Source organism: Streptomyces sp. NRRL S-37 (genome assembly GCF_000721605.1).
Taxonomy (GTDB): domain Bacteria; phylum Actinomycetota; class Actinomycetes; order Streptomycetales; family Streptomycetaceae; genus Streptomyces.
In genome coordinates this window covers 14,277-39,633 of record NZ_JOIZ01000023.1, presented here as the reverse complement: position 1 = coordinate 39,633, position 25,357 = coordinate 14,277, and the positions used below count along the sequence as shown (strand labels likewise).

Sequence of the window (25,357 nt, the reverse complement as noted above, 5' to 3'; positions counted from 1 at the left end):
GGAGGCGATACGCCGGAGACGCCCACAGGGCGCTGCTCCACAATGGTGGGCATGCCGATACCCGGGACACCCAGCCGCGCCGAACTCGTCGAGCACCTGGTCGCCACACGCATCGCGGGCGATGTCGCCACGCCGCGCGAGAACAACCTCTCCCACTACCGCAAGCTGGCGAACGGCGACCGCCACTTCTGGCTCGGTCTGGAGCTCGGCGACCGCTGGACCGACGAGCAGGACGTGCTCGCGGTGATGGCGGAGCGGGTCGGCGTCAACGACGACCCCGAGCACCGGTACGGGCAGGACACCATCGACCCGGAGCTGACCGTGACCGGGCTGGAGCGCATGGCCGGGCGGCTGCGCAAGGCGGCGGACGGGCAGCAGCGGGTGCTGTTCGCGACCGGTCACCCGGGCGGGCTGCTGGACGTGCACCGTGCGACGGCCGCCGCGCTGCGGGCCGTCGGCTGCGAGATCGTCGTCATCCCGGACGGGCTGACGACGGACGAGGGGTATGTGATGCAGTTCGCGGACGTGGCGGTGCTGGAGCACGGCGCCACGCTGTGGCACACCCATTCCGGTGAGCCGATGAAGGCCATCCTGACGGCCCTGGAGCGCGAGGGCCGCCCGCTGCCGGACCTGGTCGTCGCCGACCACGGCTGGGCGGGTGCGGCGGGACAGTACGGCGTCGACTCCGTCGGCTACGCCGACTGCAACGACCCGGCGCTGTTCCTCGCCGAGGCGGAGGGCACCGTCCAGGTCACGGTCCCCCTCGACGACCACGTCACCAGCCCCCGCCACTACGACCCGATGACGGCGTACCTGCTGGCGGAGGCCGGCCTGGCTCGGTGAGAACGCCCTCGCCGGCCGGGCGCGGGGGACACGCCCGGCCGACGGGGGCAGCCGGTGGACGCGAGCGTCAGCCGATGAACGGGACGGCGTCGGCGGCGTCGGCGTGCCAGTTGGTGGCGACGGGCAGGTCGACCGTGGCGGTGTCGGGGAGGCGGAGCGTGACGGCGTTCTCCTCGTCACCGGCGACCGAGAGGTGGAGCCGGTCGAACTGGATGCCGTCGTTGTTGTTGGTGCTCTTGGGGCTGATGCCGGCGTAGGCGGCGGTGGAGCCGCCGAGGACGATGTCGTCGCCGGCGCTCTGCTCGGCGGGCGAGACCGCGGTGTCGGGGGAGGAGCCGAAGGAGGCGGAGGGGAACACGCCCTCCAGGTGGCAGACGATGCCGGGCTTGGCCTTGGCGGTGATCAGGTAGTAGCCGCCCGCCTGCGTCTCGGACGTGACCTTGAAGTTCAGGTCGCTGGTCGCGCAGGGCCGGGTGGTGGAGCTGTCGGCGGTGGCCGTGGCGGTGGCGGCGCCGCCGAGGGCGAGCGCGGCGACGGCGGCCAGGGCGAGGCGGGCGGAGCGGGTGGCGAAACGAGCACGCATGGTGGTCTCCGTGGTGTGACGAGGTGGATCGGCCGGCGGGCTGCCGGGATGACCGCAGCTTGTGCCGTGGTCCGTCCCGCTCGCCACACCGGACGCCCAGCGCGGGACGCCGGAACGCTGGAACGGCCTCTGACCAGCACGGATACCGACCGCCTGGAACGGTCCGCCGGGACGCGGACCGCCGCCCGGCCCGTGCGTCGTGGAGAGGAAGAGGGCACCCGGAACCGGCTCGGAAACACGAGACCCATGCCGCACGGAGAGGAAAAAGGCGTCCGGAGCCGGCTCAGGCGCGCGGGACCCGGACCACGCCCTCCTGGATGACCGAGACCGCGAGGCGGCCGTCCTGGGTGTAGATGCGGGCCTGGCCGAGGCCCCGGCCGCCGTGGGCCGACGGGGACTGCTGGTCGTACAGGAGCCACTCGTCGGCGCGGAACGGGCGGTGGAACCACATCGCGTGGTCCAGGGAGGCGCCGACGACGTCGCCGACGGCCCAGCCGCCGCGGCCGTGGGCGAGGAGGACGGAGTCCAGGAGCGTCATGTCGGAGACGTACGTGGCGAGGACGACGTGCAGCAGGGGGTCGTCCGCGAGCTTGCCGTTGGTGCGGAACCACACCTGGGAGTGGGGTGCGCGGGGCTCGCCGAAGCGGCCGTAGGGCGGCTCGTCGACGTAGCGCAGGTCGACGGCGGCGCGGGCCTCCAGGAAGCGCTCCACGACCTCGGGGCCGAGGTGGGCGTAGCCGCGCAGGCGTTCCTCCGAGGTGGGGAGCGCGTCCGGGTCCGGGGACGGCGGCATCGGGGCCTGGTGGTCCAGGCCCTCCTCGTACGTCTGGAAGGACGCGGAGAGGTGGAAGATCGGCTTTCCGTGCTGGACGGCGACGACCCGCCGGGTGGTGAAGGAGCGGCCGTCGCGGATCCGGTCGACGGTGTAGACGATCGGGGCGCCGGGGTCGCCGGGGCGCAGGAAGTACGCGTGCAGGGAGTGGGCGGGCCGGTCCTCGGGGACGGTCCGCCCGGCCGCGACCAGTGCCTGCGCCGCGACCTGCCCGCCGAAGACGCGGGGGACGACGGCGCTGCGCGAGCTGCCGCGGAAGATGTTCTCCTCGATCTGCTCGAGGTCGAGCAGATCGAGGAGTTCCTGGAGTGCCTGACTCATGGGGTCAGTTGTATACGGCAGGGATTTCGGGCGGCTTACAGGCCCATGTCCTTGGCGATGATCGTCTTCATGATCTCGCTGGTGCCGCCGTAGATGCGGTTGACGCGGTTGTCCGCGTACAGGCGGGCGATCGGGTACTCGTTCATGTAGCCGTAGCCGCCGTGGAGCTGGAGGCAGCGGTCGATGACGCGGTGGGCGACCTCGGTGCAGAACAGCTTGGCGCTGGCGGCCTCGGCGGGGGTCAGCTCGCCGGCGTCCAGGGCCTCGGTGGCGCGGTCGGCGACGGCCTCGGCGGCGTCCACCTCGGCCTGGCAGGCGGCCAGCTCGAACTTGGTGTTCTGGAAGTGGGCGACCGGCTTGCCGAAGACGGTGCGCTCCTGCACGTACTGCTTGGCGAACCGGACGGCGGCCTTGGCCTGCGCGTAGGCGCCGAAGGCGATGCCCCAGCGCTCGGAGGCCAGGTTGTGGCCGAGGTAGGAGAAGCCCTTGTTCTCCTCGCCGAGCAGGTCCTCGACGGGGACCTTGACGTCGACGAAGGCCAGCTCGGCGGTGTCGGAGGTCTTCAGGCCGAGCTTGTCGAGCTTGCGGCCCACCGAGTAGCCCTCGGACTTGGTGTCGACGGCGAAGAGGGATATGCCGTGGCGACGGTCCTCGGCCGTCGGGGCGGCGGTGCGGGCGCAGACGATCACCTTGTCGGCGTGGACGCCGCCGGTGATGAAGGTCTTGGCGCCGTTGAGGACGTAGTGCGTGCCGTCCTCGCTGAGCTTGGCGGTGGTCTTCATGCCCGCGAGGTCGGAGCCGGTGCCCGGCTCGGTCATCGCGATGGCCCACATCTCCTCGCCGGTGACGAACTTCGGCAGGTAGCGCTTCTTCTGCTCGTCGGTGGCGAGCATCTTGATGTAGGGCAGGGCGAGCAGCACGTGGACGCCGGAGCCGCCGAACTGGACGCCCGCGCGGGCGGTCTCCTCGTAGAGGACGGCCTCGAACTTGTGGGTGTCCATGCCGGCGCCGCCGAACTCCTCGGGCACGCTGATGCCGAAGATGCCCAGCTCACCGAGCTTGTAGTAGAAGTCGCGGGGTGCCTGGCCCGCCGCGAACCACTCGTCGTAGACGGGGACGACCTCGGCCTCGATGAAGGCGCGGAGGGTCTCCCGGAACGCCTCGTGATCCTCGTTGAAAACCGTACGGCGCACTATTCGCCACCGCCCTTCCTTGCGCCTGAACCGGCGCCGCTCTCGCGTAGGTGGTTGCTCGCCGTGGGGGTCTCTCGATTGATGGCTGGGCTCCCCCCTGGCCAAGCGCTTGCTCACCCAAAATACCGGCGAGTATCCACAGCCGTCCAGAGCGCAGGCCCCGTAACGCTCGTCACTCCGCCGGGGTCACGGAGCGCCCGCCGCCGCGAACGCGCCCCGGGCCATCCGGTGCAGCAGTTCGGCGGTGCCGGTGCGGCCGGGCAGGGAGCCGGGGCGGGTCAGGTGGGGGGTGGAGTTGAGCAGGCCGAACACCGAGTGGACCGCCGAGCGGGCGGCCGGTTCGGCCAGCTCCGGGTACACCTCGCGCACCACCCCGACCCACAGCTCGACGTACTGCCGCTGCAACTGGCGCACCAGCTTGCGGTCGGTGTCCCGGAGGCGGTCCAGCTCACGGTCGTGCAAGGTGATGAGGGGGCGGTCGTCGAGCGCGAAGTCGATGTGCCCCTCGATCAGCGAGTCGAGGACCGCCTCGGGGGCCACCCCGCCGGCCTCCTTCAGGCGCCGCTTCGCACCGGTCAGCAACTGGCCGCTGATCCCCACCAGCAGCTCCGCGAGCATCGCGTCCTTGCCCGCGAAGTGCCGGTAGAGCCCGGGGCCGCTGATGCCGACCGCGGCGCCTATCTCGTCGACCCCGACGCCGTGGAAGCCGCGGTCGGCGAAGAGCCGGGCGGCCTCCTTGAGGATCTGCTCGCGGCGGGTGGGGGCGTCGGTTCTGGTGGCCATGAAGACGATTCTAGACAGCACGGTTAGCGGTCGTTAACCTGAAGGAAATGCGTTAACGCTCATTAACAAGTGAGGGGACCCGCGAGGATGCACGAGGCACCGGAGCTTCACAGCGCGGCCGATCCCGCGTCGGAGGCCTTTCGGGCCAACGAGGAGGCGCACCGCGCCCTCGTCGGGGAGCTGCGCGGCAAGCTGGCCGCGGCGGCGCTCGGCGGCGGCGAGCGGGCGCGGGCACGGCACACCGCGCGCGGCAAGCTGCTCCCGCGCGAGCGCGTGGACACCCTCCTCGACCCCGGCTCGCCCTTCCTGGAGCTGGCCCCGCTGGCGGCCGACGGGATGTACGAGGGGCAGGCCCCGGCGGCCGGCGTGATCGCCGGGATCGGGCGGGTCAGCGGCCGGGAGTGCGTGGTCGTGGCCAACGACGCCACCGTCAAGGGCGGCACGTACTACCCGATGACGGTGAAGAAGCACCTGCGCGCGCAGGAGGTAGCCCTCGACAACCGGCTGCCCTGCGTCTACCTGGTGGACTCGGGGGGTGCCTTCCTGCCGATGCAGGACGAGGTGTTCCCGGACCGGGACCACTTCGGGCGGATCTTCTACAACCAGGCCCGGATGTCCGGCGCCGGCATCCCGCAGATCGCGGCGGTGCTCGGCTCGTGCACGGCGGGCGGGGCGTACGTCCCGGCGATGAGCGACGAGGCGGTGATCGTCCGCGGCCAGGGCACGATCTTCCTCGGCGGTCCGCCGCTGGTGAAGGCGGCCACCGGTGAGGTGGTCACGGCGGAGGAGCTGGGCGGCGGCGAGGTCCACGCGCGGGTGTCGGGCGTGACCGACCATCTCGCGGAGGACGACGCGCACGCGCTGCGGATCGTGCGGAACATCGTCTCCACGCTCCCCGCACGGGGGGCTCTGCCCTGGGGGGTGGAGCAGGCGGTCGAGCCCAAGGTGGACCCGGCGGGGCTGTACGGCGCGGTGCCGGTCGACTCCCGCACGCCGTACGACGTGCGCGAGATCATCGCGCGGGTCGTGGACGGCTCCCGTTTCGCGGAGTTCAAGTCGGAGTTCGGGCAGACCCTGGTCACCGGTTTCGCCCGGATCCACGGCCACCCGGTGGGGATCGTCGCCAACAACGGCATCCTGTTCTCCGAGTCCGCGCAGAAGGGCGCCCACTTCATCGAGCTGTGCGACCAGCGCGGCATCCCGCTGGTGTTCCTGCAGAACATCTCGGGCTTCATGGTGGGCCGGGACTACGAGGCGGGCGGCATCGCCAAGCACGGCGCCAAGATGGTCACGGCGGTCGCCTGCACGCGCGTGCCGAAGCTGACGGTGGTGGTCGGCGGGTCGTACGGAGCGGGCAACTACTCGATGTGCGGGCGGGCGTATTCCCCCCGCTTCCTGTGGATGTGGCCCAACGCCAAGATCTCGGTGATGGGCGGCGAGCAGGCCGCCTCCGTCCTCGCGACCGTGAAGCGGGACCAGCTGGAGGGGCGCGGCGAGGAGTGGCCGGCCGAGGACGAGGACGCCTTCAAGGCCCCGATCCGCGCGCAGTACGAGCGTCAGGGGAACGCCTACTACGCGACGGCCCGCCTCTGGGACGACGGCGTGATCGACCCGCTGGACACCCGGCGGGTCCTGGGCCTGGCCCTGACCGCGTGCGCCAACGCGCCACTGAGTGACCCTCAGTTCGGCGTCTTCCGGATGTGAGGGGACGGACAACGATGTTCGAGACAGTGCTGGTGGCCAACCGGGGCGAGATCGCGGTGCGCGTCATCCGCACGCTGCGGTCGATGGGCGTGCGCTCGGTGGCGGTGTACTCCGACGCGGACGCCGACGCGCGGCATGTGCGGGAGGCCGACACGGCGGTACGGATCGGGCCGGCGGCGGCCTCGGAGAGCTATCTGTCGGTGGAGCGGCTGCTGCGGGCCGCCGCCCGCAGCGGCGCGCAGGCGGTCCACCCGGGGTACGGCTTCCTCGCCGAGAACGCCGCCTTCGCGCGGGCGTGCGAGGAGGCGGGGCTGGTGTTCATCGGGCCCCCGGCGGACGCGATCGCCCTGATGGGCGACAAGATCCGCGCGAAGGAGACGGTGAAGGCGGCGGGGGTGCCGGTGGTGCCCGGCTCCAGCGGCGGCGGGCTCACCGACGGGCAGCTCGCCGAGGCCGCCCGGGAGATCGGCGTGCCGGTGCTGCTGAAGCCGTCGGCGGGCGGCGGCGGCAAGGGCATGCGCCTGGTGCGGGACGTGGCGGCGCTGGCCGACGAGATCGCCGCCGCGCGGCGCGAGGCCCGCGCCTCCTTCGGCGACGACACGCTGCTGGTCGAGCGGTGGGTCGACCGGCCCCGGCACATCGAGATCCAGGTGCTGGCCGACGGCCACGGGGGCGTCGTCCACCTGGGCGAGCGCGAGTGCTCCCTGCAGCGCCGCCACCAGAAGATCATCGAGGAGGCGCCCAGCGTGCTCCTCGACGAGGAGACCCGGGCCGCGATGGGCGAGGCGGCGGTCCAGGCGGCCCGCTCCTGCGGCTACCGGGGCGCGGGCACGGTGGAGTTCATCGTCCCGGGCGGCGACCCGTCGTCGTACTACTTCATGGAGATGAACACCCGCCTTCAGGTGGAGCACCCGGTCACCGAGCTGATCACAGGGCTGGACCTGGTGGAGTGGCAGCTGCGGGTGGCGGCGGGCGAGCCGCTGCCGTTCGGGCAGGACGGCATCCGGCTCACCGGGCACGCGGTGGAGGCCCGTGTCTGCGCGGAGGACCCGGCGCGCGGCTTCCTCCCGTCGGGCGGCACGGTGCTGAGGCTGCGTGAGCCGCAGGGCGACGGCGTGCGCACCGACTCCGGGCTGAGCGAGGGCACGGAGGTCGGCAGCCTCTACGACCCGATGCTGTCCAAGGTGATCGCGTACGGCCCCGACCGGGCGACGGCGCTGCGCAGGCTCCGGGCGGCGCTGGCGGAGACGGTGACGCTGGGCGTGCCGACCAACGCCGGGTTCCTGCGGCGGCTGCTCGCGCATCCGGCGGTCGTGTCGGGCGACATGGACACCGGGCTGGTCGAGCGGGAGGTGGACGGGCTCGTACCGGACGGGGTGCCGGCGGAGACGTACGCGGCGGCGGCGCTGCTGCGCCAGGCCGCCCTCCGGCGGCCCGCCGGCGGATCCGGCTGGGCCGACCCGTTCGCCGCCGCCGACGGCTGGCGGATGGGCGGCGAGCGGGCGTGGACGGCGCACCATCTGCGGGTGGCGGGCCACGACCCGGTGACCGTGCGCGTGCGCGGCACGGCGGACGGCGGGACGGAACTGCTGCTGCCGGGCGCCGGCACCCCGGTGCGGGGGTCCGCGGGCCCGCTGGACGGGCACCGGTTCACCTGTGCGGTCGACGGCGTCACCCACACCTTCGCCGCCCTGCCGGACGGCACCTGGCTGGGGCGGGACGGCGACGCCTGGCACGTGCGCGACCACGACCCGGTCGCCGCGTCCCTCACCCGGGCGGGTCAGGCGGGCGCCGACTCGCTGACCGCGCCGATGCCGGGCACGGTGACGGTGGTGAAGGTCGCCGTCGGCGACGAGGTGGCGGCGGGCCAGAGCCTGCTGGTGGTGGAGGCGATGAAGATGGAGCACGTCATCTCCGCCCCGCACGCCGGCACGGTCACCGAACTGGACGTGGCCCCGGGCACGACGGTCGCCATGGACCAGGTGCTCGCGGTCATCGCACCGGTGGAGGAGGAGACGGCATGAACGCCTCGGAACTGGATCTGCCGATGGTCGTACCGGCTGAAGGGCTGCCCGCGCGGGTGCGGATCCACGAGGTGGGCGCGCGCGACGGACTGCAGAACGAGAAGGCGACCGTGCCGACGGCCGTCAAGGCGGAGTTCGTCCGCCGCCTGGCCGGCACCGGCCTGACCACGATCGAGGCGACGAGCTTCGTGCACCCGAAGTGGGTGCCTCAGCTCGCGGACGCCGAGGACCTGTACCCGGCGGTGTCCGACCTGCCGGTGTCGCTGCCGGTCCTGGTGCCGAACGAGCGCGGCCTGGACCGCGCGCTGGCGCTGGGAGCCCGGCGGGTCGCGGTGTTCGCCAGCGCCACGGAGTCCTTCGCCAGGGCCAACCTCAACCGCACGGTGGACGAGGCGCTGGCGATGTTCGAACCGGTGGTGCGGCGGGCGAAGGCGGAGGACATCCACGTCCGCGGCTATCTGTCGATGTGCTTCGGCGACCCGTGGGAGGGCGCGGTCCCGGTCGCCCAGGTGGTGCGGGTGTGCCGGGCCCTGCTCGACATGGGCTGCGACGAGCTGAGCCTGGGCGACACCATCGGGGTGGCGACTCCCGGCCATGTGACGGCCCTGCTCGCCGCGCTCGGCGAGGCGGACGTCCCGGTGTCCGCGCTGGCCGTGCACTTCCACGACACCTACGGCCAGGCCCTGGCCAACACGCTGGCCGCGCTCCGGCACGGCGTCACCACGGTCGACGCCTCCGCCGGCGGACTGGGCGGCTGCCCGTACGCGAAGTCCGCCACCGGCAATCTCGCCACCGAGGACCTCGTGTGGATGCTGCGGGGCCTCGGCATCGACACCGGGGTCGATCTCGACCGTCTGGTCGCCACGAGCGTCTGGATGGCCGCGCACCTGGGCCGACCCAGCCCGTCCCGCACCGTACGAGCCCTCTCCCACCAGGAGCAGTGAACGACATGGACCACAAGCTCTCCCCCGAACTGGAAGAACTCCGCCGCACGGTGGAGGAGTTCGCGCACGACGTGGTGGCGCCGAAGATCGGTGACTTCTACGAGCGGCACGAGTTCCCGTACGAGATCGTGCGGGAGATGGGCCGGATGGGCCTGTTCGGGCTGCCGTTCCCGGAGGAGTACGGCGGCATGGGCGGCGACTACTTCGCCCTCGGCGTGGCCCTGGAGGAGCTGGCGCGGGTCGACTCCTCGGTGGCGATCACCCTGGAGGCGGGCGTCTCGCTCGGCGCGATGCCGGTCCACCTCTTCGGCACCGAGGAGCAGAAGCGCACGTGGCTGCCCCGGCTGTGCTCGGGCGAGATCCTGGGCGCGTTCGGTCTGACGGAGCCGGACGGCGGCAGCGACGCGGGCGCGACCCGTACGACGGCCCGGCTGGACGAGTCGACGGACGAGTGGGTCATCAACGGCACCAAGTGCTTCATCACCAACTCGGGCACGGACATCACGGGCCTGGTCACGGTCACGGCGGTGACGGGCCGCAAGCCCGACGGCAGGCCGCTGATCTCGGCGATCATCGTCCCGTCGGGCACGCCGGGCTTCACGGTGGCGGCCCCGTACTCGAAGGTCGGCTGGAACGCCTCGGACACGCGGGAGCTGTCCTTCCAGGACGTGCGCGTCCCGGCGGCGAACCTGCTGGGCGAAGAGGGCCGCGGGTACGCGCAGTTCCTGCGCATCCTGGACGAGGGCCGCATCGCCATCGCGGCGCTGGGCACGGGTCTCGCGCAGGGCTGTGTGGACGAGTCGGTGAAGTACGCCAGGGAGCGGCACGCCTTCGGCCGGCCGATCGGCGCCAACCAGGCGATCCAGTTCAAGATCGCGGACATGGAGATGAAGGCCCACACGGCCCGTCTCGCCTGGCGCGACGCGGCCAGCCGGCTGGTGGCCGGGGAGCCGTTCAAGAAGGAGGCGGCGCTGGCGAAGCTGTACTCGTCCACGGTCGCCGTGGACAACGCCCGCGACGCCACGCAGATCCACGGCGGGTACGGCTTCATGAACGAGTACCCGGTGGCCCGCATGTGGCGCGACTCCAAGATCCTGGAGATCGGCGAGGGCACGAGCGAGGTCCAGCGCATGCTGATCGCACGGGAGTTGGGGCTGGCGGGCTGAACCCCCGGCGCCGGCCCGCGTCCAGCGTGCACGCGGGCCGGCCGCCCCGTCGACGAGGGGCCGGCACCGGATTGATCACGTGACGAACACGAGCGGCCACTGTGCGAAGTCGTCAGTACCCTGGAGTCATGGACTACGCGAAGATGCGCGCGATCGCCGAGCAGCTCGGTGCCCATGCCGAACAGCTCGAAGGTTCCTGGAGCGTGGAGATCGGACCGTCAGGCCCGATACTGGCCATGATGTGCCCCTCGAAGCGTCACGAGGGCACCATCCGGCGCATCCGCAACCAGCTCGATGAGCAGCTTCCCGCGACCCACCCCGGCTACATCTGCGAGAGCGGCCCGGAGATCGAGCACCCCGCGATCGGCCGCATGCGCCGCCCGGACGCCGTCGTCATCCCCGAGTCCGTCCTCGACGAGGAAGGTCTCGCCGTCGACGCCACGCAGGTCCTGGCGGTGGTCGAGATCGTCTCCCCGTCCAACCCGAACAACGACTACATCGAAAAGCTCTGCGAATACCCCGCGATGGGCATTCCCCACTACATGATCGTCGATCCACGCACCGGCACGATCGAGGTGCACTCGGTCCCGTGCGGGAACCGCTACAGCGACAAGGACCCGTACATCTTCGGGGACATGGTCCCGTTCGGCCCCTGGACGGTGGACACTTCCGCGTTCCGTCGCTACGGCAAGGACCGGGACGCCGGCTCTCCTGTGTGAGGGGATGCATACGGAGCCCCCTCTGGACAGATCATGAGGTTAGGCTAACCTAAGCCTGTTTCCGGCCGAGGCCGGCTCCGTACGCACGAAAGCAGACTCGCCCATGTCGAACGCCAGTACCGCCCGCTTCTCCCGTCGGGGACTGCTCGCCGCCGGTGGCGTCCTCGGACTCGGCGCCGTGCTCACCGCCTGCGGGGACGACGACGCGAAAAGCGGCGGCTCGGACGCCTCGGGGTCCGGCGAGCCCAAGTCCGGCCCCTGGTCCTTCAAGGACGACCGCGGTACCACCGTGAAGCTCGACAAGGTGCCGACGAACATCGTCGCGTTCACCGGTGTCGCCGCCGCGCTGTTCGACTACGGCATCGAGGTGAAGGGCGTCTTCGGACCGACCAGGACGACGGACGGCAAGGCCGACGTCCAGGCCGGCGACATGGACGTCAGCAAGCTGACGATCTTCGGCAACAAGTTCGACAGCTTCAACGTCGAGCAGTACGCGGCCTTCCAGCCCGAGGTGCTCATCTCCACGACGTTCGACGAGGCCGGGACGCTCTGGTACGTGCCCGAGGCCTCCAAGGACAAGATCGCCAAGCTCGCCCCGAGCGTCGCGATCTCCGTCTACGACCTCCAGATGCCCAAGCCGCTGCAGCGCATGGCCGAGCTGGCCGAGTCGCTGGGCGCCGACATGAAGGCGACGAAGGTCGTCGAGGCGAAGAAGAGGTTCGAGGCCGCCGCCGAGCGGCTGCGCAAGGCCGCGAAGGCCCGCCCGGAGATCAGGGTGCTGGCCGGTTCCGCCGCGCAGGACGTCTTCTACGTCTCCGGCTCCAACTACTCCATCGACCTGGAGTACTTCAAGGCCCTCGGCGTGAACCTGGTGGAGCCCCCGGAGGAGGCGAAGAAGGACACCGGCGGCTGGTTCGAGACGCTGAGCTGGGAGAACGTCGACAAGTACCCGGCCGACGTCATCATCATGGACGACCGCGCCTCGACCATCCAGCCCGCCGACATCACCGAGGCGACCTGGAAGCAGCTCCCCGCGGTCAAGGCCGGCCAGGTCATCGCCCGCTCCCCCGAGCCGATCCTGTCCTACGACAAGTGCACGCCGCTCCTCGACAACCTCGCCGAGGCCATCGAGAAGGCCAAGAAGGTCGGCTGACCCTCCGCCTCCCCCTGACCGCCCGGACGAGGGCGGTGGGCAACGGATGTGACGACCGGTCACTCCCGGTGCGGGAGTGATCACGGTCACGGCACGGCCCGGTGTCGCGGCGCGTTATTTAGGTTAGGCTAACCTAAGTAATGCGCCACCGGCCTTTTCCCCGCACCGGATCGTCCCCACCGGAGGACCCCCATGCGCTCGCACCTGCTCAACGACACCACCGCGGAGCACTACCGCCGCTCCGTGACCGAAGGGGTCGAGCGGGTGGCGGCCAAACTCGCCACCACCGAACGGCCGTTCACCGGCGTCACCGTCGACGCGCTCTCCCCCCGCATCGACGGCATCGACCTCGACCGGCCGCTGCACGACACCACCGCCGTGCTGGACGAACTGGAGGACGTCTACCTCCGGGACGCCGTCTACTTCCACCATCCCCGCTACCTCGCCCACCTCAACTGCCCGGTCGTCATCCCGGCCGTGCTCGGCGAGGCCGTGCTCTCCGCCGTCAACTCCTCCCTGGACACCTGGGACCAGTCGGCCGGCGGCACCCTCATCGAGCGGAAGCTCATCGACTGGACGGCGGGCCGCATCGGCCTCGGCCCGGCCGCCGACGGCGTGTTCACCTCCGGCGGCACCCAGTCCAACCTCCAGGCCCTGCTGCTGGCCCGCGAGGAGGCCAAGACCGGCGACCTGGCGAAACTGCGCGTCTTCGCCTCCGAGGTCAGCCACTTCAGCGTGCAGAAGTCCGCGAAACTGCTCGGCCTCGGCCCCGACGCCGTCGTGTCCGTCCCCGTCGACCACGACAAGCGCATGCGGACCGTCGCCCTCGCCCGCGAGCTGGAACGCTGCGCCGAGGCCGGCCTGGTCCCCATGGCCGTCGTCGCCACCGCCGGCACCACCGACTTCGGCTCCATCGACCCGCTGCCGGAGATCGCCGGACTGTGCGAGCGGTACGGCGTGTGGATGCACGTGGACGCCGCCTACGGCTGCGGACTGCTCGCCTCCCTGAAGCACCGGGACCGCATCGACGGCATCGAGCACGCCGACTCCGTCACCGTCGACTACCACAAGTCCTTCTTCCAGCCGGTCAGTTCGTCGGCCGTGCTGGTGCGCGACGCGGCCACGCTGCGGCACGCCACCTACCACGCCGAGTACCTCAACCCGCGCCGCATGGTGCAGGAACGCATCCCCAACCAGGTGGACAAGTCCCTGCAGACCACCCGCCGCTTCGACGCGCTCAAGCTGTGGATGACGCTGCGCGTGATGGGCGCCGACGGCATCGGGGAGCTCTTCGACGAGGTGTGCGACCTGGCCGCCGAGGGCTGGAGACTGCTGGCCGCCGACCCCCGCTTCGACGTCGTGGTCGAGCCGAGCCTGTCCACCCTGGTCTTCCGCTACGTCCCGGCCGCCGTCACCGCCCCCGCCGAGATCGACCGCGCCAACCTCTACGCCCGCAAGGCCCTGTTCGCCTCCGGTGACGCGGTGGTCGCGGGCACCAAGGTGGGCGGGCGCCACTACCTGAAGTTCACCCTGCTCAACCCCGAGACCACCACCTCCGACATCGCCGCCGTCCTCGATCTGATCGCCGGCCACGCCGAGCAGTACCTGGGAGAGTCCCTTGACCGCGCTTCCTAAAGCCCCCGACACCGTCCACGACTTCGTGGGCATCGGCCTGGGCCCCTTCAACCTCGGCCTCGCCTGCCTCACCGAGCCCATCGACGAGCTGAACGGCGTCTTCCTGGAGTCCAAGCCGGACTTCGCATGGCACGCCGGCATGTTCCTCGACGGCGCCCACCTGCAGACCCCGTTCATGTCGGACCTGGTCACCCTGGCCGACCCGACCTCCCCGTACTCCTTCCTCAACTACCTGAAGGAGAAGGGGCGGCTGTACTCGTTCTACATACGGGAGAACTTCTACCCGCTGCGGGTCGAGTACGACGACTACTGCCGCTGGGCCGCGGGGAAGCTGAGCAGCATCCGCTTCAACACGACGGTCGCCGAGGTGACGTACGACGAGGGCGACGGGCTGTACGCGGTGGCGACGGCGGACGGCGGGACGTACCACGCCCGGCACCTGGTGCTCGGCACCGGCACCGTGCCGTTCGTCCCGGAACCCTGCCGCGGACTGGACGGCGGCCTCTTCCACAACGCGCAGTACGTACACCGCAAGGCGGAACTGCTGAACAAGGAGTCGATCACGGTCGTCGGCAGCGGGCAGAGCGCCGCCGAGATCTACTACGAGCTGCTCTCCGGGATCGACGTCCACGGCTACCGGCTCAACTGGGTCACCCGCTCCCCGCGGTTCTTCCCGCTGGAGTACACCAAGCTGACCCTGGAGATGACCTCCCCGGACTACATCGACTACTTCCGCGCGCTGCCCGAGGAGACCCGCTACCGGCTGGAGAAGCAGCAGAAGGGCCTCTTCAAGGGCATCAACTCGGAGCTGATCGACGCGATCTTCGACCTGCTGTACCAGAAGAACGTCGAGAGCGGCGGCCGCGGCGTCCCCACCCGGCTGCTCACCAACTCCTCGCTCACCACCGCCCGTTACGAGGACGGCGGCTACACGCTCGGCTTCCACCAGGACGAGCAGGACAAGGACTTCGAGATCCGCACCGAGGGTTTGGTGCTGGCCACCGGCTACCACTACGAGCCGCCGGCCTTCCTCGACCCCGTCCGCGACCGGCTCCGCTTCGACGGGCACGGCCGCTTCGACGTGAGCCGTGACTACGCCATCGACGTCACCGGCCGCGGCATCTTCCTGCAGAACGCCGGCGTCCACACCCACAGCGTCACCAGCCCCGACCTGGGCATGGGCCCGTACCGGAACGCGACCATCATCCGCGAGCTGCTCGGCACCGAGTACTACCCGGTCGAGAAGAGCATCGCGTTCCAGGAGTTCTTCGTATGAGCATCGGTACGTTCACCGTCCGCCCCCTGGACCCGCTGCGGGACGCCGAGCTGGTGCACCGCTGGGTGACCCACCCCAAGGCGGCGTTCTGGATGATGCAGGACGCGGAACTCCAGGACGTCGAGCGCGAGTACCTGCGCATCGCCGCCCACGAGCACCACCACGCCCACCTCGGCCTGCACGACGGCGAACCGGCCTTCCTGATGGAGACGTACGACCCCCGGTACGTCGAACTGACCGGCCTGTACGACCCCGAGCCCGGCGACGTCGGCATGCACTTCCTGGTCGCCCCCACCGACCGGCCGGTGCACGGCTTCACCCGGGCCGTCATCACCGCCGTGATGGAGGAGCTGTTCGCCGACCCGGCCACCCGGCGGGTGGTGGTCGAGCCGGACGTGTCCAACAAGGCCGTGCACGCGCTGAACGAGGCCGTGGGCTTCGTACCCGAGCGTGAGATCGACAAGCCGGAGAAGCGCGCGCTGCTGAGCTTCTGCACGCGCGCACAGTTCGAGGCCGCCCGAGGAGCAACCGTATGACCCTGTCCGACGCCGTGGCGCACCTGTCCCCCCACCGCTGGGCGCGGGCCAACCGCCTGCTCATCCGCAAGGCACTCGCCGAGTTCGCCCACGAGCGGCTCGTCACACCGGAGGCCACCGGCGACGGCGGGTGGGTCGTCCGCAGCGACGACGGCCTGACCCGGTACGCCTTCACGGCGACGCTCCGCGCCCTGGACCACTGGGTGATCGACGCCGACTCGATCACCCGCCACCGGGACGACGCCGAACTCGAGCTCGCGGCCCTGGACTTCTTCATCGAGCTGCGGAAGTCGCTGGGCCTGAGCGACGAGATCCTGCCGGTGTACCTGGAGGAGATCTCCTCCACCCTCTCCGGCACCTGCTACAAGCTCACCAAGCCGCAGGTCCCGGTCGCCGAGCTGGTCGACGCCGGCTTCCAGGCCGTCGAGACCGGGATGACCGAGGGCCACCCCTGCTTCGTCGCCAACAACGGGCGGCTCGGCTTCGGCGTCCACGAGTACCGGGCGTACGCGCCGGAGACGGCGAACCCGGTGAGGCTGGTGTGGCTGGCCGCACACCGCTCGCGGGCCGCGTTCACGGCCGGGGCGGGGATCGAGTACGAGTCGTTCATCCGGCAGGAGCTGGGCGAGGAGACCGTCGAGGGCTTCCACGCCGTCCTGCGCGGGCGGGACCTCGACCCCGCCGACTACCTCCTCGTCCCCGTCCACCCCTGGCAGTGGTGGAACAAGCTGTCCGTCACCTTCGCCGCCGAGGTGGCGCGCGGGCACCTGGTCTGCCTGGGCGAGGGCGACGACGAGTACCTGGCCCAGCAGTCCATCCGCACCTTCTTCAACACCTCGCACCCCGAGAAGCACTACGTGAAGACGGCCCTGTCCGTCCTCAACATGGGCTTCATGCGCGGTCTGTCCGCCGCCTACATGGAGGCGACCCCGGCGATCAACGACTGGCTGGCCCGGCTCATCGACGGCGACCCGGTGCTGAAGGCGACGGGGCTGTCGGTCATCCGGGAGCGGGCCGCCGTGGGCTACCGGCACCTGGAGTACGAGCAGGCGACCGACCGCTACTCGCCGTACCGCAAGATGCTGGCCGCGCTGTGGCGGGAGAGCCCGGTGCCGTCCCTGGCGGACGGCGAGTCGCTCGCCACCATGGCCTCCCTGGTCCACGTCGACCACGAGGGGAGGTCCTTCGCGGGCGCGCTGATCGCACGCTCGGGGCTCGCCCCGGCCGAGTGGCTGCGGCACTACCTGCGGGCGTACTACGTCCCGCTGCTGCACAGCTTCTACGCCTACGACCTGGTGTACATGCCGCACGGCGAGAACGTGATCCTCGTCCTGGAGGACGGGGTGGTGAAGCGCGCGATCTACAAGGACATCGCCGAGGAGATCGCGGTGATGGACCCGGACGCGGTGCTGCCGCCGGAGGTGTCCCGCATCCGGGTGGAGGTCCCGGAGGACACGAAACTCCTGTCGATCTTCACGGACGTCTTCGACTGCTTCTTCCGCTTCCTCGCGGCGAACCTCGCCGAGGAGGGCATCGTGGCGGAGGACGCCTTCTGGGGCACGGTCGCGGAGATCACCCGCGAGTACCAGGCGTCGGTCCCCGAACTCGCCGACAAGTTCACCCGGTACGACATGTTCGCCCCCGAGTTCGCCCTGTCCTGCCTCAACCGCCTCCAGCTCCGCGACAACAGGCAGATGGTGGACCTCACGGACCCGTCCGGCGCGCTCCAGCTGGTGGGCACCCTGAAGAACCCGATCGCGGGGTTCTGAGCCGATAGCCGACGGGCGCTCCGGAGTACGGTCCCCGGAGCGCCCGTCACTGAAAACCCCCTCAGGGCAAACCCCTTGAGGGGCGCGGGGAACTGCGCGACCAACCCCCACCGGCCCGCGGATCCGATGAAACAATCGGTCCCATGGCGGAAATCATCCAGAAGGACGGCACCTGGACCTTCGACGGAGACACCCTGCGACTGACTCCCGGGCGGGACAAGAACGTCGGACTGCTGCGCAGGACCCTGGGTGAACTGGTGCTGCCGCTAAGGGCGTTGGCGGGAATATCGTTCGAGCAGGGCAAGAAGTCGGGACGGCTCAGGTTGCGGTTGCGCGACGGCGCCGATCCTCTGCTGCACACGGCCGGCGGCCGGCTCACCGAGCCGCACGACCCCTACCAGCTGATCGTCGACTCCGACCGCTACGGCGTCGCCGAGTACTTCACGGAGGAGGTCCGCACCGCCCTGCTGCTGGACCAGATCCCCGCCGACCCGGTCACCGAGTACCTGCTGCCCGGCCCGTCCGTGCCGCTGTCCGTCTCCGCCGGGGACGGCACGGTCAGCTTCGACGGCGAGCGCGTCCGGCTGGAGTGGAACTGGAAGACGGAGGACGCCAAGGCCGCCGCCGGCACCCGCACCCTCGCGCTGGCGGACCTGACCGGCGTGGAGTGGCAGCCGGCGGTCGGGCTGGAGAACGGCCACATCCGCTTCCTCGTACGGCACTCCCCCACCAAGGCCCCCGCCAAGTACGACCCGCACTCGGTGGAGCTGTGGGGCTTCAAGAAGGACCCGCTGATGGCGCTCGTCGCCGCCGCCGTCCAGGCCCGTCTGCCGCACCCGTCCGCGCCCGCCGACGAGCGCCCGCGGGAGCCGGAGGCCGCACCGTCGCAGGCGGCCCCGGCCGAGGACGACCACGACGCCCTGCTGCGCCGACTGCGGGAGCTGGGCGAGCTGCACCGGTCCGGGGTGCTGACGGACGAGGAGTTCACCCTCGCCAAGCAGGCGATCCTCAGGCGCATGTGAGCCGAACCCGGGCCCCGACGGTGAGCCCTGCCCGAAATCGGGCAGAATTCTTGCGAAAGCATGGCCGGTACCCCAGGATCATCGAGTGCACGACGAACTTGTTGATCATCTGACGCGGTCCACGCCCCTCAGCCGGGGCGAGGCGCTGCGCGTGATCCAGGACGTGCTCGCCTACTTCGACGAGACGACCGAGGAGTACGTCCGTCGCCGCCACCGCGAGCTCCAGGCCCAGGGCCTGGTGAACGCGACGATCTTCGAACGGATCGAGGCGGACCTCAGATACCGCGCGGTGGCCCCGCCCGAGCTCTCGCTCCGGCAACTGCGCCGCATCGTCTACGGCTAGGAACATACACATATGTGCGGAATCGTCGGATACATCGGCAGGCGCGAGGTCGCCCCCCTGCTGCTGGAGGGCCTGCAGCGTCTGGAGTACCGCGGCTACGACTCGGCGGGCATCGTCGTCACGTCCCCGAAGGCGGCCGGCCTGAAGATGGTCAAGGCCAAGGGCCGGGTGCGCGACCTGGAGGCGAAGGTCCCGGCGCGCTTCAAGGGCACCACCGGCATCGCCCACACCCGCTGGGCCACCCACGGCGCCCCCTCCGACGTGAACGCCCACCCGCACCTGGACGCCGAGGGCAAGGTCGCCGTCGTCCACAACGGCATCATCGACAACGCCTCCGACCTGCGCCGCAAGCTGGAGGCGGACGGCGTCGAGTTCCTCTCCGAGACGGACACCGAGGTCCTCGTCCACCTGATCGCCCGCTCGACGGCCGAGAAGCTGGAGGACAAGGTCCGCGAGACCGTGCGCCTCATCGAGGGCACGTACGGCATCGCCGTGCTGCACGCCGACTTCCCGGACCGCATCGTGGTGGCCCGCAACGGCTCGCCGGTCGTGCTCGGCATCGGCGAGAAGGAGATGTTCGTCGCCTCGGACATCGCCGCGCTGGTCGCCCACACCCGCCAGATCGTCACGCTGGACGACGGCGAGATGGCGACGCTGAAGGCCGACGACTTCCGCACCTACACCACCGAGGGCACCCGTACGACCTCCGAGCCGACCACCGTGGAGTGGGAGGCGGCCTCGTACGACATGGGCGGCCACGACACCTACATGCACAAGGAGATCCACGAGCAGGCCGAGGCCGTGGACCGCGTGCTGCGCGGCAGGATCGACGACCGCTTCTCCACCGTGCACCTGGGCGGCCTCAACCTGGACGCCCGCGAGGCGCGCCGGATCCGCCGGGTGAAGATCCTCGGCTGCGGCACCTCGTACCACGCCGGCATGATCGGCGCGCAGATGATCGAGGAGCTGGCGCGGATCCCCGCCGACGCCGAGCCGGCCTCCGAGTTCCGCTACCGCAACGCGGTCGTGGACCCCGACACCCTGTACGTGGCGGTCTCCCAGTCCGGTGAGACGTACGACGTGCTGGCGGCGGTGCAGGAGCTGAAGCGCAAGGGCGCGCGGGTGCTGGGCGTGGTCAACGTCGTCGGCTCCGCGATCGCCCGCGAGGCGGACGGCGGCGTCTACGTGCACGCCGGGCCCGAGGTGTGCGTGGTGTCCACCAAGTGCTTCACCAACACCACGGTCGCCTTCGCCCTGCTCGCCCTGCACCTGGGCCGCACCCGTGACCTGTCGGTGCGCGACGGCAAGCGGATCATCGAGGGCCTGCGCCGGCTCCCGGGCCAGATCGCCGAGATCATGAAGCAGGAGGAGGAGATCAAGAAGCTGGCCCTGCGGTACGCCGAGGCCCGCTCGATGCTCTTCATCGGCCGCGTCCGGGGCTACCCGGTGGCCCGTGAGGCCTCCCTGAAGCTCAAGGAGGTCTCCTACATCCACGCCGAGGCGTACCCGGCCTCCGAGCTGAAGCACGGCCCGCTGGCCCTGATCGAGCCGGCCCTCCCCACGGTCGCGATCGTCCCCGACGACGACCTGCTGGAGAAGAACCGAGCGGCCATGGAGGAGATCAAGGCCCGCAGCGGCCAGATCGTGGCCGTCGCCCACCAGGACCAGGAGAAGGCCGACCACACGATCCTCGTCCCCAAGAACGAGGACGAACTCGACCCCATCCTCATGGGCATCCCCCTCCAACTCCTCGCCTACCACACGGCCTTGGCCCTCGGCAGGGACATCGACAAGCCGAGGAACCTCGCCAAGTCGGTGACGGTGGAGTAGCAAGCGCCCCACAGGGGCGCGGGGCGTACCGATCTGCGGCCCCGCCGCGCGGGCGCGACCAGCCCCCACGCGCCCGCACAGGCCGAAATACGGGTACGGGCCCCGCGTGTTGCCAACCAGCACACGGGGCCCGTGGGCGACTTACGGAATCACGACAACCGGCCGCTTCGCCCGCTTGGCCAGCCTTCCCGCGACGGACCCGAAAACCCGCCCCACGAGCCCGTGGGTGGAACCCACGACGATCGCGTCGGCGGCATACTCCCGTCCCACCTCCTCGAGCTCATGGCAGATGTCCCCACCACGCTCGACGAGGATCCACGGCACTTCGGCCAGATAGTCCGCACAGGCCAGCTCGAGTCCGAGCACCTCCGTACGGTGGTCCGGGACGTCCACGAAGACCGGCGGCTCGCAGCCCGCCCACACGGTCGTGGGCAGCCGGTTGGCGACGTGGACGATGATCAGGCCCGAGCCGAAGCGCCGGGTCATACCGATGGCGTAGGCGAGGGCCCGTTCGCTGGAGGTGGAGCCGTCGAAGCCGACGACCACACCGTGCCGGAACGCGGGGTCGCAGGGATGGCGTGGCTCCTCCGCCGCCAGGGGTTCGGCCGCCGTGGGATCGGCGACCGGCCGCTTGCGGTCCGCGGGTTCGAAGAATTCGTGACCGGCCATGGCTGTCTCGGGGTTGTGATCCTTTGTGGGGGACGACAGTGTGCGGCGGAGCTGTGTCCGGGAAGTATCTTCCCAACCCCATACCCCCAAGGGTACGGCGGCACGCCTCCTGAGCCCAGATCCCGCACGTACCGGCAGGCGGGTCCCCCGGAGCATGCACGAGGGGCCGCCCGTCACGCAATGGTCGCTGTGCTGTACAGGTGATTTGCACAGGGTTCACTTGCCGGTGGGAGTGAACCGTCGCGGACCCGCGGCGGCCGACACCCCCGGGCCCCCGGGCCGGGCGTCGAACCCCGTGGGCCACGCCGCGGAAGTACTCCGCGGCGGCGGCCGTCCGGCAGGATCCGGAACCTTTGCGGAGCCGGCACGGGCGGTGGCGGGGATACACCGGTCAACTGACCGGTTTCCGTGCCCCCGCCCGTATCTTTTCAGCCAACTTCCGGCCGGTGTGCATCCCCCACCGCGACCACCCCCCAACCCCCGTTCGACCTGCACGAAAAGGGGTCGGCCGGCCCCGCGCACCCTACGTGGATTGGCCACTGCGACAAGGCGCACTTCCCCACACGGCCCACGAGTGCAACGCTTCGTGATCGAATGCTTCACGCCAAGTTGCCAAGTCGACAATGCGCCGGGTGGCGAACCGGCCAACGGCGCGCGACGGGACGCAGTAGATTCGATCTTGATGTCTTACGGCGGGGGACTCGTGCAGGACCGAGGGGAAACGTGCAGGAGCGACACAACCGAGGAGCCGCGACCACCGAGGGGGGCTTAGCAGTATGAGCCACGACTCCACCGCCACGCCGGAAACGGCGGTCCGGAAACTCTCCGGCCGCCGCCGCAAGGAGATCGTCGCGGTGCTGCTGTTCAGCGGCGGCCCCATCTTCGAGAGTTCCATACCGCTGTCGGTGTTCGGGGTTGACCGCCAGGACGCCGGCGTACCGCGCTACCGCCTGCTCGTCTGCGGCGGCGAAGAGGGCCCGCTGCGGACCACAGGGGGCCTGGAACTCACCGCGCCACATGGCCTGGAGGCGATATCCCGGGCGGGCACCGTCGTGGTGCCGGCCTGGCGTTCGATCACCTCGCCGCCACCGGAGGAGGCCCTGGACGCACTGCGCCGGGCCCATGAGGAGGGCGCCCGCATCGTCGGGCTGTGCACCGGCGCCTTCGTCCTCGCGGCGGCGGGCCTGCTGGACGGCCGTCCCGCGACCACACACTGGATGTACGCGCCGACGCTGGCGAAACGCTATCCGTCGGTGCACGTCGATCCGCGGGAGCTCTTCGTGGACGACGGCGACGTGCTGACGTCCGCGGGCACCGCGGCCGGAATCGACCTGTGCCTGCACATCGTGCGCACGGACCACGGCAACGAGGCGGCCGGCGCGCTGGCCCGCCGCCTGGTGGTGCCGCCGCGCCGCAGCGGAGGCCAGGAACGCTACCTGGACAGGTCTTTACCCGAGGAGATCGGCGCCGACCCGCTCGCCGAGGTCGTCGCCTGGGCGCTGGAGCACCTCCACGAACAGTTCGACGTGGAGACGCTGGCGGCACGCGCGTACATGAGCAGGCGTACGTTCGACCGCCGGTTCCGTTCGCTGACCGGCAGCGCGCCGCTGCAGTGGCTGATCACGCAGCGGGTGCTCCAGGCACAGCGCCTGCTGGAGACGTCGGACTACTCGGTGGACGAGGTCGCCGGCCGCTGCGGGTTCCGCTCGCCGGTCGCGCTGCGCGGCCACTTCCGGCGCCAGCTGGGTTCGTCCCCGGCCGCCTACCGGGCCGCGTACCGCGCGCGGCGTCCGCAGGCCGACCGGAACCAGGACGCCGAGGGCGTCCCGAGCACCGTGGGAGCCCTCCCACCGGGCCAGCCGGGCCACACGGGGCCTCAGGCCCCGCCCGCCCTGCACCCGGACAGCCCGCTCCCGCACCAGTCCCGCCGCACGGCGGCGGCCAGCGCCCTGGGCCCGTCCCTGACGGCCTCGGCCCTCCCGGGCCAGCGCAGCGCGCCGTGAGGTGAGGAACCGCGAAGCGGAACCGGACGGGACGGAGGCACCAGCCTCCGGCCCGTCCGGCCGGGACGGGTCGGCCCGACCCCCGGCCCGCGCGTGGCGAGGCTGCCTGAGCCGCGACCAGCCCGTCCGGCGATTGAGGACGAGGCCCGTCCGGGGCCGAAGCGGGGGGCCGGGGGCGGCAGCCCCTGTGACGTTCACACGAACACCGGCACGTCGCCGGAGGCGCAGCGCCCCGTAAGGTTAGACACATGAACGATCGCATGGTGTGGATCGACTGCGAGATGACCGGCCTCTCGCTGTCGGACGACGCGCTCATCGAAGTGGCCGCCCTCGTCACCGACTCCGAACTGAACGTGCTCGGCGAGGGTGTGGACATCGTCATCCGCCCGCCGGAGCGGGCCCTGGAGACGATGCCGGAGGTGGTGCGGGAGATGCACACCGCGTCCGGGCTGCTCGCCGAACTGGAGGGCGGCACGACGCTCGAGGACGCCGAGCGGCGGGTCCTCGACTATGTACGGGAGCACGTGAAGGAGCCAGGCAAGGCCCCCCTGTGCGGCAACTCCGTCGGCACCGACCGCGGTTTCCTGCTGCGGGACATGCCGTCCCTGGAGGACTACCTCCACTACCGCATCGTGGACGTGTCCAGCATCAAGGAGCTGGCCCGCCGCTGGTACCCGAGGGCGTACTTCAACAGCCCCGAGAAGAACGGCAACCACCGCGCCCTCGCCGACATCCGCGAGTCCATCGCGGAGCTGCGCTACTACCGCGAGGCCGTCTTCGTACCGCAGCCGGGGCCCGACTCGGACACCGCGAAGAAGATCGCCGCGAAGCACGTCCTGCCTGCTCAGTAGGCGGATCGGGGGGTCGTCGGGGGCCGCCGCGGAAAGCGTGCGCGAGCACCCCTTCGGACCCTGTACACTTTTTCTCGGCCGGTCGGAGAAGTCACTGACCTGAACCGACAAGGCCATGGTGGGTGTAGCTCAGCTGGTAGAGCACCTGGTTGTGGTCCAGGATGCCGCGGGTTCGAGTCCCGTCACTCACCCTCACCAGTCAGCCGGTGACCTCGTACGAGGTCACCGGCTGTACTCGTTTCCGCCACCGGGATGTCAGTGGGCCGCCCTAGGGTCGTCACCGGACGCGGGCAGGGGGTCTGCCCGTCGCGCCGCAGGGGAGGGCACGTGAGCGACGGTGTGCAGTGGATGGCCGGCATGGTGACGAGTTCCGGGTGGATGTTCGACGTGCACTTCGCGCGCGGCATCGACGCCGAGGAACTGGCGGTGCGCATGGGGGCGCGGCGCGGAGCGGCCGCCGGGCCGATGACCGACGACGAGATCGCCGGCCTCGAGTTCGACTCCTACGACGGACCGGACAGTGCCGTGGTCCGCGTCGGCGAGCACGCGGGCTGGGCGTTCGCCGTCCTCTACGGTTGCTACCTCGACCGGCTGAAGGAGGTCTCGCGCGGCGGCGTGGAGGCCGTCCACTACCACTACAACTCGGAGCACCCGCCCACCACCGTCCTGTACGCGCGCGACGGCCGCACCGTCTGCGGGTACGGGCTGTGCGAGGAGCGGATCCGCTGGGGCGAGGAATGCGACCTGTTCCTGCCGGACCTGGTGGACGCCGGAATCCTGCACCCCGACGGAGAGACGTACCAGCACACCGGCGACTACGACTACGACGAACGCAGGCGCCGCGGCCTGGCCGTCTTCGAGAAGCGCCTCGGCCTCTCCCTGCCCCGCACCGTGCTCACCGACCCCCTCCCCGTGTACGCGGTCGAGGGCTCACCGGCGGACGACTTCGAGGAGATCAGCGCGTGGGCCGGGGCCAACGGCAGACCGCTGCCGGACCGGCGCCTGGGCCTGGTCCCGGCCGGTCTGCGCAGGGACTACGAGCGGGCCACCGACCCCCGGTGGTGGGAGCGCGGGACATGGCACCGCGTCACCGCCCCCACGCTCCACGCCGAGGCGGTCCTGAAGGCCCCGGACCCCGACGGCACGGAGCACTGAGGC

General features: G+C 70.9%; 22 protein-coding genes and 1 tRNA gene. 18 read left to right on the top strand and 5 right to left on the bottom strand.

Annotated elements, in window-relative coordinates; all coding sequences use genetic code 11:
• Positions 1-51 precede the first annotated feature (51 nt).
• Complete coding sequence (locus tag IH50_RS0130330) at positions 52-843, top strand: phosphatase (RefSeq protein ID WP_030869358.1); 792 nt, start codon at positions 52-54, stop codon at positions 841-843.
• A 67-nt stretch (positions 844-910) separates the two neighbouring features.
• On the opposite strand, the gene IH50_RS0130325 is transcribed toward IH50_RS0130330, so the two are convergent.
• From IH50_RS0130325 to IH50_RS0130310, 4 genes are all read right to left on the bottom strand, one after another.
• Positions 911-1,426 carry a DUF4232 domain-containing protein gene (locus IH50_RS0130325; RefSeq protein ID WP_030869357.1) on the bottom strand — a complete coding sequence of 172 codons (516 nt, stop codon included), beginning with the start codon at positions 1,424-1,426 and terminating at the stop codon, positions 911-913.
• Between the two features lie 283 nt (positions 1,427-1,709).
• Entirely contained in the window at positions 1,710-2,579 is an 870-nt protein-coding gene (gene tesB / locus IH50_RS0130320) for an acyl-CoA thioesterase II (RefSeq protein WP_030869356.1), read from the bottom strand.
• Between the two features lie 35 nt (positions 2,580-2,614).
• Positions 2,615-3,772 (bottom strand): acyl-CoA dehydrogenase family protein, encoded by a 1,158-nt coding sequence (locus IH50_RS0130315; protein WP_030869355.1) that lies wholly within the window; start codon positions 3,770-3,772, stop codon positions 2,615-2,617.
• Between the two features lie 186 nt (positions 3,773-3,958).
• Positions 3,959-4,555 (bottom strand): TetR/AcrR family transcriptional regulator, encoded by a 597-nt coding sequence (locus tag IH50_RS0130310; RefSeq protein ID WP_030869353.1) that lies wholly within the window; start codon positions 4,553-4,555, stop codon positions 3,959-3,961.
• Between the two features lie 87 nt (positions 4,556-4,642).
• On the opposite strand from IH50_RS0130310, the gene IH50_RS0130305 reads away from it, so the two are divergent.
• From IH50_RS0130305 to glmS, 13 genes are all read left to right on the top strand, one after another.
• Positions 4,643-6,259 carry a carboxyl transferase domain-containing protein gene (locus IH50_RS0130305; protein ID WP_030869351.1) on the top strand — a complete coding sequence of 539 codons (1,617 nt, stop codon included), beginning with the start codon at positions 4,643-4,645 and terminating at the stop codon, positions 6,257-6,259.
• 14 nt (positions 6,260-6,273) lie between these two features.
• Positions 6,274-8,283: an acetyl/propionyl/methylcrotonyl-CoA carboxylase subunit alpha gene (locus IH50_RS0130300; protein WP_030869349.1), complete on the top strand. Its 2,010-nt coding sequence runs from the start codon at positions 6,274-6,276 to the stop codon at positions 8,281-8,283.
• Entirely contained in the window at positions 8,280-9,227 is a 948-nt protein-coding gene (locus tag IH50_RS0130295; protein ID WP_030869348.1) for a hydroxymethylglutaryl-CoA lyase, read from the top strand. The genes IH50_RS0130300 and IH50_RS0130295 overlap by 4 nt, the downstream gene beginning before the upstream one ends.
• Before the next feature lie 5 nt (positions 9,228-9,232).
• Positions 9,233-10,393 carry an acyl-CoA dehydrogenase family protein gene (locus IH50_RS0130290; RefSeq protein ID WP_030869346.1) on the top strand — a complete coding sequence of 387 codons (1,161 nt, stop codon included), beginning with the start codon at positions 9,233-9,235 and terminating at the stop codon, positions 10,391-10,393.
• 128 nt (positions 10,394-10,521) lie between these two features.
• Positions 10,522-11,112, top strand: a complete 591-nt coding sequence (locus IH50_RS0130285; RefSeq protein WP_030869343.1) for a Uma2 family endonuclease — start codon at positions 10,522-10,524, stop codon at positions 11,110-11,112.
• 103 nt (positions 11,113-11,215) lie between these two features.
• Entirely contained in the window at positions 11,216-12,265 is a 1,050-nt protein-coding gene (locus IH50_RS0130280) for an ABC transporter substrate-binding protein (RefSeq protein WP_030869340.1), read from the top strand.
• Positions 12,266-12,457: 192 nt separating this feature from the next.
• The gene (gene desA / locus IH50_RS0130275) at positions 12,458-13,900 is read left to right on the top strand and encodes a lysine decarboxylase DesA (protein ID WP_030869337.1); all 1,443 of its coding nucleotides are present in this window, start codon (positions 12,458-12,460) and stop codon (positions 13,898-13,900) included.
• Positions 13,884-15,176, top strand: coding sequence for a lysine N(6)-hydroxylase/L-ornithine N(5)-oxygenase family protein (locus IH50_RS0130270; RefSeq protein ID WP_030869334.1), 1,293 nt, complete (start codon positions 13,884-13,886; stop codon positions 15,174-15,176). The genes desA and IH50_RS0130270 overlap by 17 nt, the downstream gene beginning before the upstream one ends.
• Positions 15,173-15,712, top strand: coding sequence for a GNAT family N-acetyltransferase (locus tag IH50_RS0130265; protein ID WP_030869331.1), 540 nt, complete (start codon positions 15,173-15,175; stop codon positions 15,710-15,712). Before IH50_RS0130270 ends, IH50_RS0130265 begins: the two co-directional genes overlap by 4 nt.
• On the top strand, positions 15,709-17,481 hold the full coding sequence (locus tag IH50_RS0130260; protein WP_030869328.1) for an IucA/IucC family protein: 1,773 nt from the start codon (positions 15,709-15,711) through the stop codon (positions 17,479-17,481). The genes IH50_RS0130265 and IH50_RS0130260 overlap by 4 nt, the downstream gene beginning before the upstream one ends.
• Positions 17,482-17,624: 143 nt before the next feature.
• Complete coding sequence (locus tag IH50_RS0130255) at positions 17,625-18,503, top strand: DUF4429 domain-containing protein (protein WP_030869324.1); 879 nt, start codon at positions 17,625-17,627, stop codon at positions 18,501-18,503.
• Positions 18,504-18,588: 85 nt separating this feature from the next.
• Positions 18,589-18,846, top strand: coding sequence for a hypothetical protein (locus tag IH50_RS0130250; RefSeq protein WP_030869322.1), 258 nt, complete (start codon positions 18,589-18,591; stop codon positions 18,844-18,846).
• Positions 18,847-18,858: 12 nt separating this feature from the next.
• A complete protein-coding gene (glmS, locus tag IH50_RS0130245) occupies positions 18,859-20,676 on the top strand; it encodes a glutamine--fructose-6-phosphate transaminase (isomerizing) (protein WP_030869319.1) in 1,818 nt (605 codons plus the stop codon).
• A gap of 141 nt (positions 20,677-20,817) precedes the next feature.
• Here glmS and IH50_RS0130240 read toward each other — a convergent pair whose 3' ends face one another.
• Positions 20,818-21,345 (bottom strand): universal stress protein, encoded by a 528-nt coding sequence (locus IH50_RS0130240; RefSeq protein ID WP_030869316.1) that lies wholly within the window; start codon positions 21,343-21,345, stop codon positions 20,818-20,820.
• 776 nt (positions 21,346-22,121) lie between these two features.
• On the opposite strand from IH50_RS0130240, the gene IH50_RS0130235 reads away from it, so the two are divergent.
• The 4 genes from IH50_RS0130235 (at position 22,122) to IH50_RS0130220 (ending at position 25,354) form a co-directional block, all read left to right on the top strand.
• The gene (locus IH50_RS0130235) at positions 22,122-23,348 is read left to right on the top strand and encodes a helix-turn-helix domain-containing protein (protein ID WP_030869313.1); all 1,227 of its coding nucleotides are present in this window, start codon (positions 22,122-22,124) and stop codon (positions 23,346-23,348) included.
• Positions 23,349-23,596: 248 nt separating this feature from the next.
• Positions 23,597-24,199, top strand: coding sequence for an oligoribonuclease (gene orn / locus IH50_RS0130230; RefSeq protein ID WP_030869311.1), 603 nt, complete (start codon positions 23,597-23,599; stop codon positions 24,197-24,199).
• A 118-nt stretch (positions 24,200-24,317) separates the two neighbouring features.
• Positions 24,318-24,390: transfer RNA gene (locus tag IH50_RS0130225), tRNA-His, on the top strand.
• Between the two features lie 136 nt (positions 24,391-24,526).
• Positions 24,527-25,354, top strand: coding sequence for a hypothetical protein (locus IH50_RS0130220; protein WP_078914142.1), 828 nt, complete (start codon positions 24,527-24,529; stop codon positions 25,352-25,354).
• Positions 25,355-25,357 lie beyond the last annotated feature (3 nt).

What these genes read in the sequence shown, in the direction of transcription:
- IH50_RS0130330 (WP_030869358.1), top strand. Translation starts at nt 52, where the DNA reads ATGCCGATACCCGGGACACCCAGCCGCGCCGAACTCGTCGAGCACCTG.
- IH50_RS0130325 (WP_030869357.1), bottom strand. Translation starts at nt 1,426, where the DNA reads ATGCGTGCTCGTTTCGCCACCCGCTCCGCCCGCCTCGCCCTGGCCGCC.
- tesB (WP_030869356.1), bottom strand. Translation starts at nt 2,579, where the DNA reads ATGAGTCAGGCACTCCAGGAACTCCTCGATCTGCTCGACCTCGAGCAG.
- IH50_RS0130310 (WP_030869353.1), bottom strand. Translation starts at nt 4,555, where the DNA reads ATGGCCACCAGAACCGACGCCCCCACCCGCCGCGAGCAGATCCTCAAG.
- IH50_RS0130305 (WP_030869351.1), top strand. Translation starts at nt 4,643, where the DNA reads ATGCACGAGGCACCGGAGCTTCACAGCGCGGCCGATCCCGCGTCGGAG.
- IH50_RS0130300 (WP_030869349.1), top strand. Translation starts at nt 6,274, where the DNA reads ATGTTCGAGACAGTGCTGGTGGCCAACCGGGGCGAGATCGCGGTGCGC.
- IH50_RS0130295 (WP_030869348.1), top strand. Translation starts at nt 8,280, where the DNA reads ATGAACGCCTCGGAACTGGATCTGCCGATGGTCGTACCGGCTGAAGGG.
- IH50_RS0130290 (WP_030869346.1), top strand. Translation starts at nt 9,233, where the DNA reads ATGGACCACAAGCTCTCCCCCGAACTGGAAGAACTCCGCCGCACGGTG.
- IH50_RS0130285 (WP_030869343.1), top strand. Translation starts at nt 10,522, where the DNA reads ATGGACTACGCGAAGATGCGCGCGATCGCCGAGCAGCTCGGTGCCCAT.
- IH50_RS0130280 (WP_030869340.1), top strand. Translation starts at nt 11,216, where the DNA reads ATGTCGAACGCCAGTACCGCCCGCTTCTCCCGTCGGGGACTGCTCGCC.
- desA (WP_030869337.1), top strand. Translation starts at nt 12,458, where the DNA reads ATGCGCTCGCACCTGCTCAACGACACCACCGCGGAGCACTACCGCCGC.
- IH50_RS0130265 (WP_030869331.1), top strand. Translation starts at nt 15,173, where the DNA reads ATGAGCATCGGTACGTTCACCGTCCGCCCCCTGGACCCGCTGCGGGAC.
- IH50_RS0130260 (WP_030869328.1), top strand. Translation starts at nt 15,709, where the DNA reads ATGACCCTGTCCGACGCCGTGGCGCACCTGTCCCCCCACCGCTGGGCG.
- IH50_RS0130255 (WP_030869324.1), top strand. Translation starts at nt 17,625, where the DNA reads ATGGCGGAAATCATCCAGAAGGACGGCACCTGGACCTTCGACGGAGAC.
- glmS (WP_030869319.1), top strand. Translation starts at nt 18,859, where the DNA reads ATGTGCGGAATCGTCGGATACATCGGCAGGCGCGAGGTCGCCCCCCTG.
- IH50_RS0130240 (WP_030869316.1), bottom strand. Translation starts at nt 21,345, where the DNA reads ATGGCCGGTCACGAATTCTTCGAACCCGCGGACCGCAAGCGGCCGGTC.
- IH50_RS0130235 (WP_030869313.1), top strand. Translation starts at nt 22,122, where the DNA reads ATGAGCCACGACTCCACCGCCACGCCGGAAACGGCGGTCCGGAAACTC.
- orn (WP_030869311.1), top strand. Translation starts at nt 23,597, where the DNA reads ATGAACGATCGCATGGTGTGGATCGACTGCGAGATGACCGGCCTCTCG.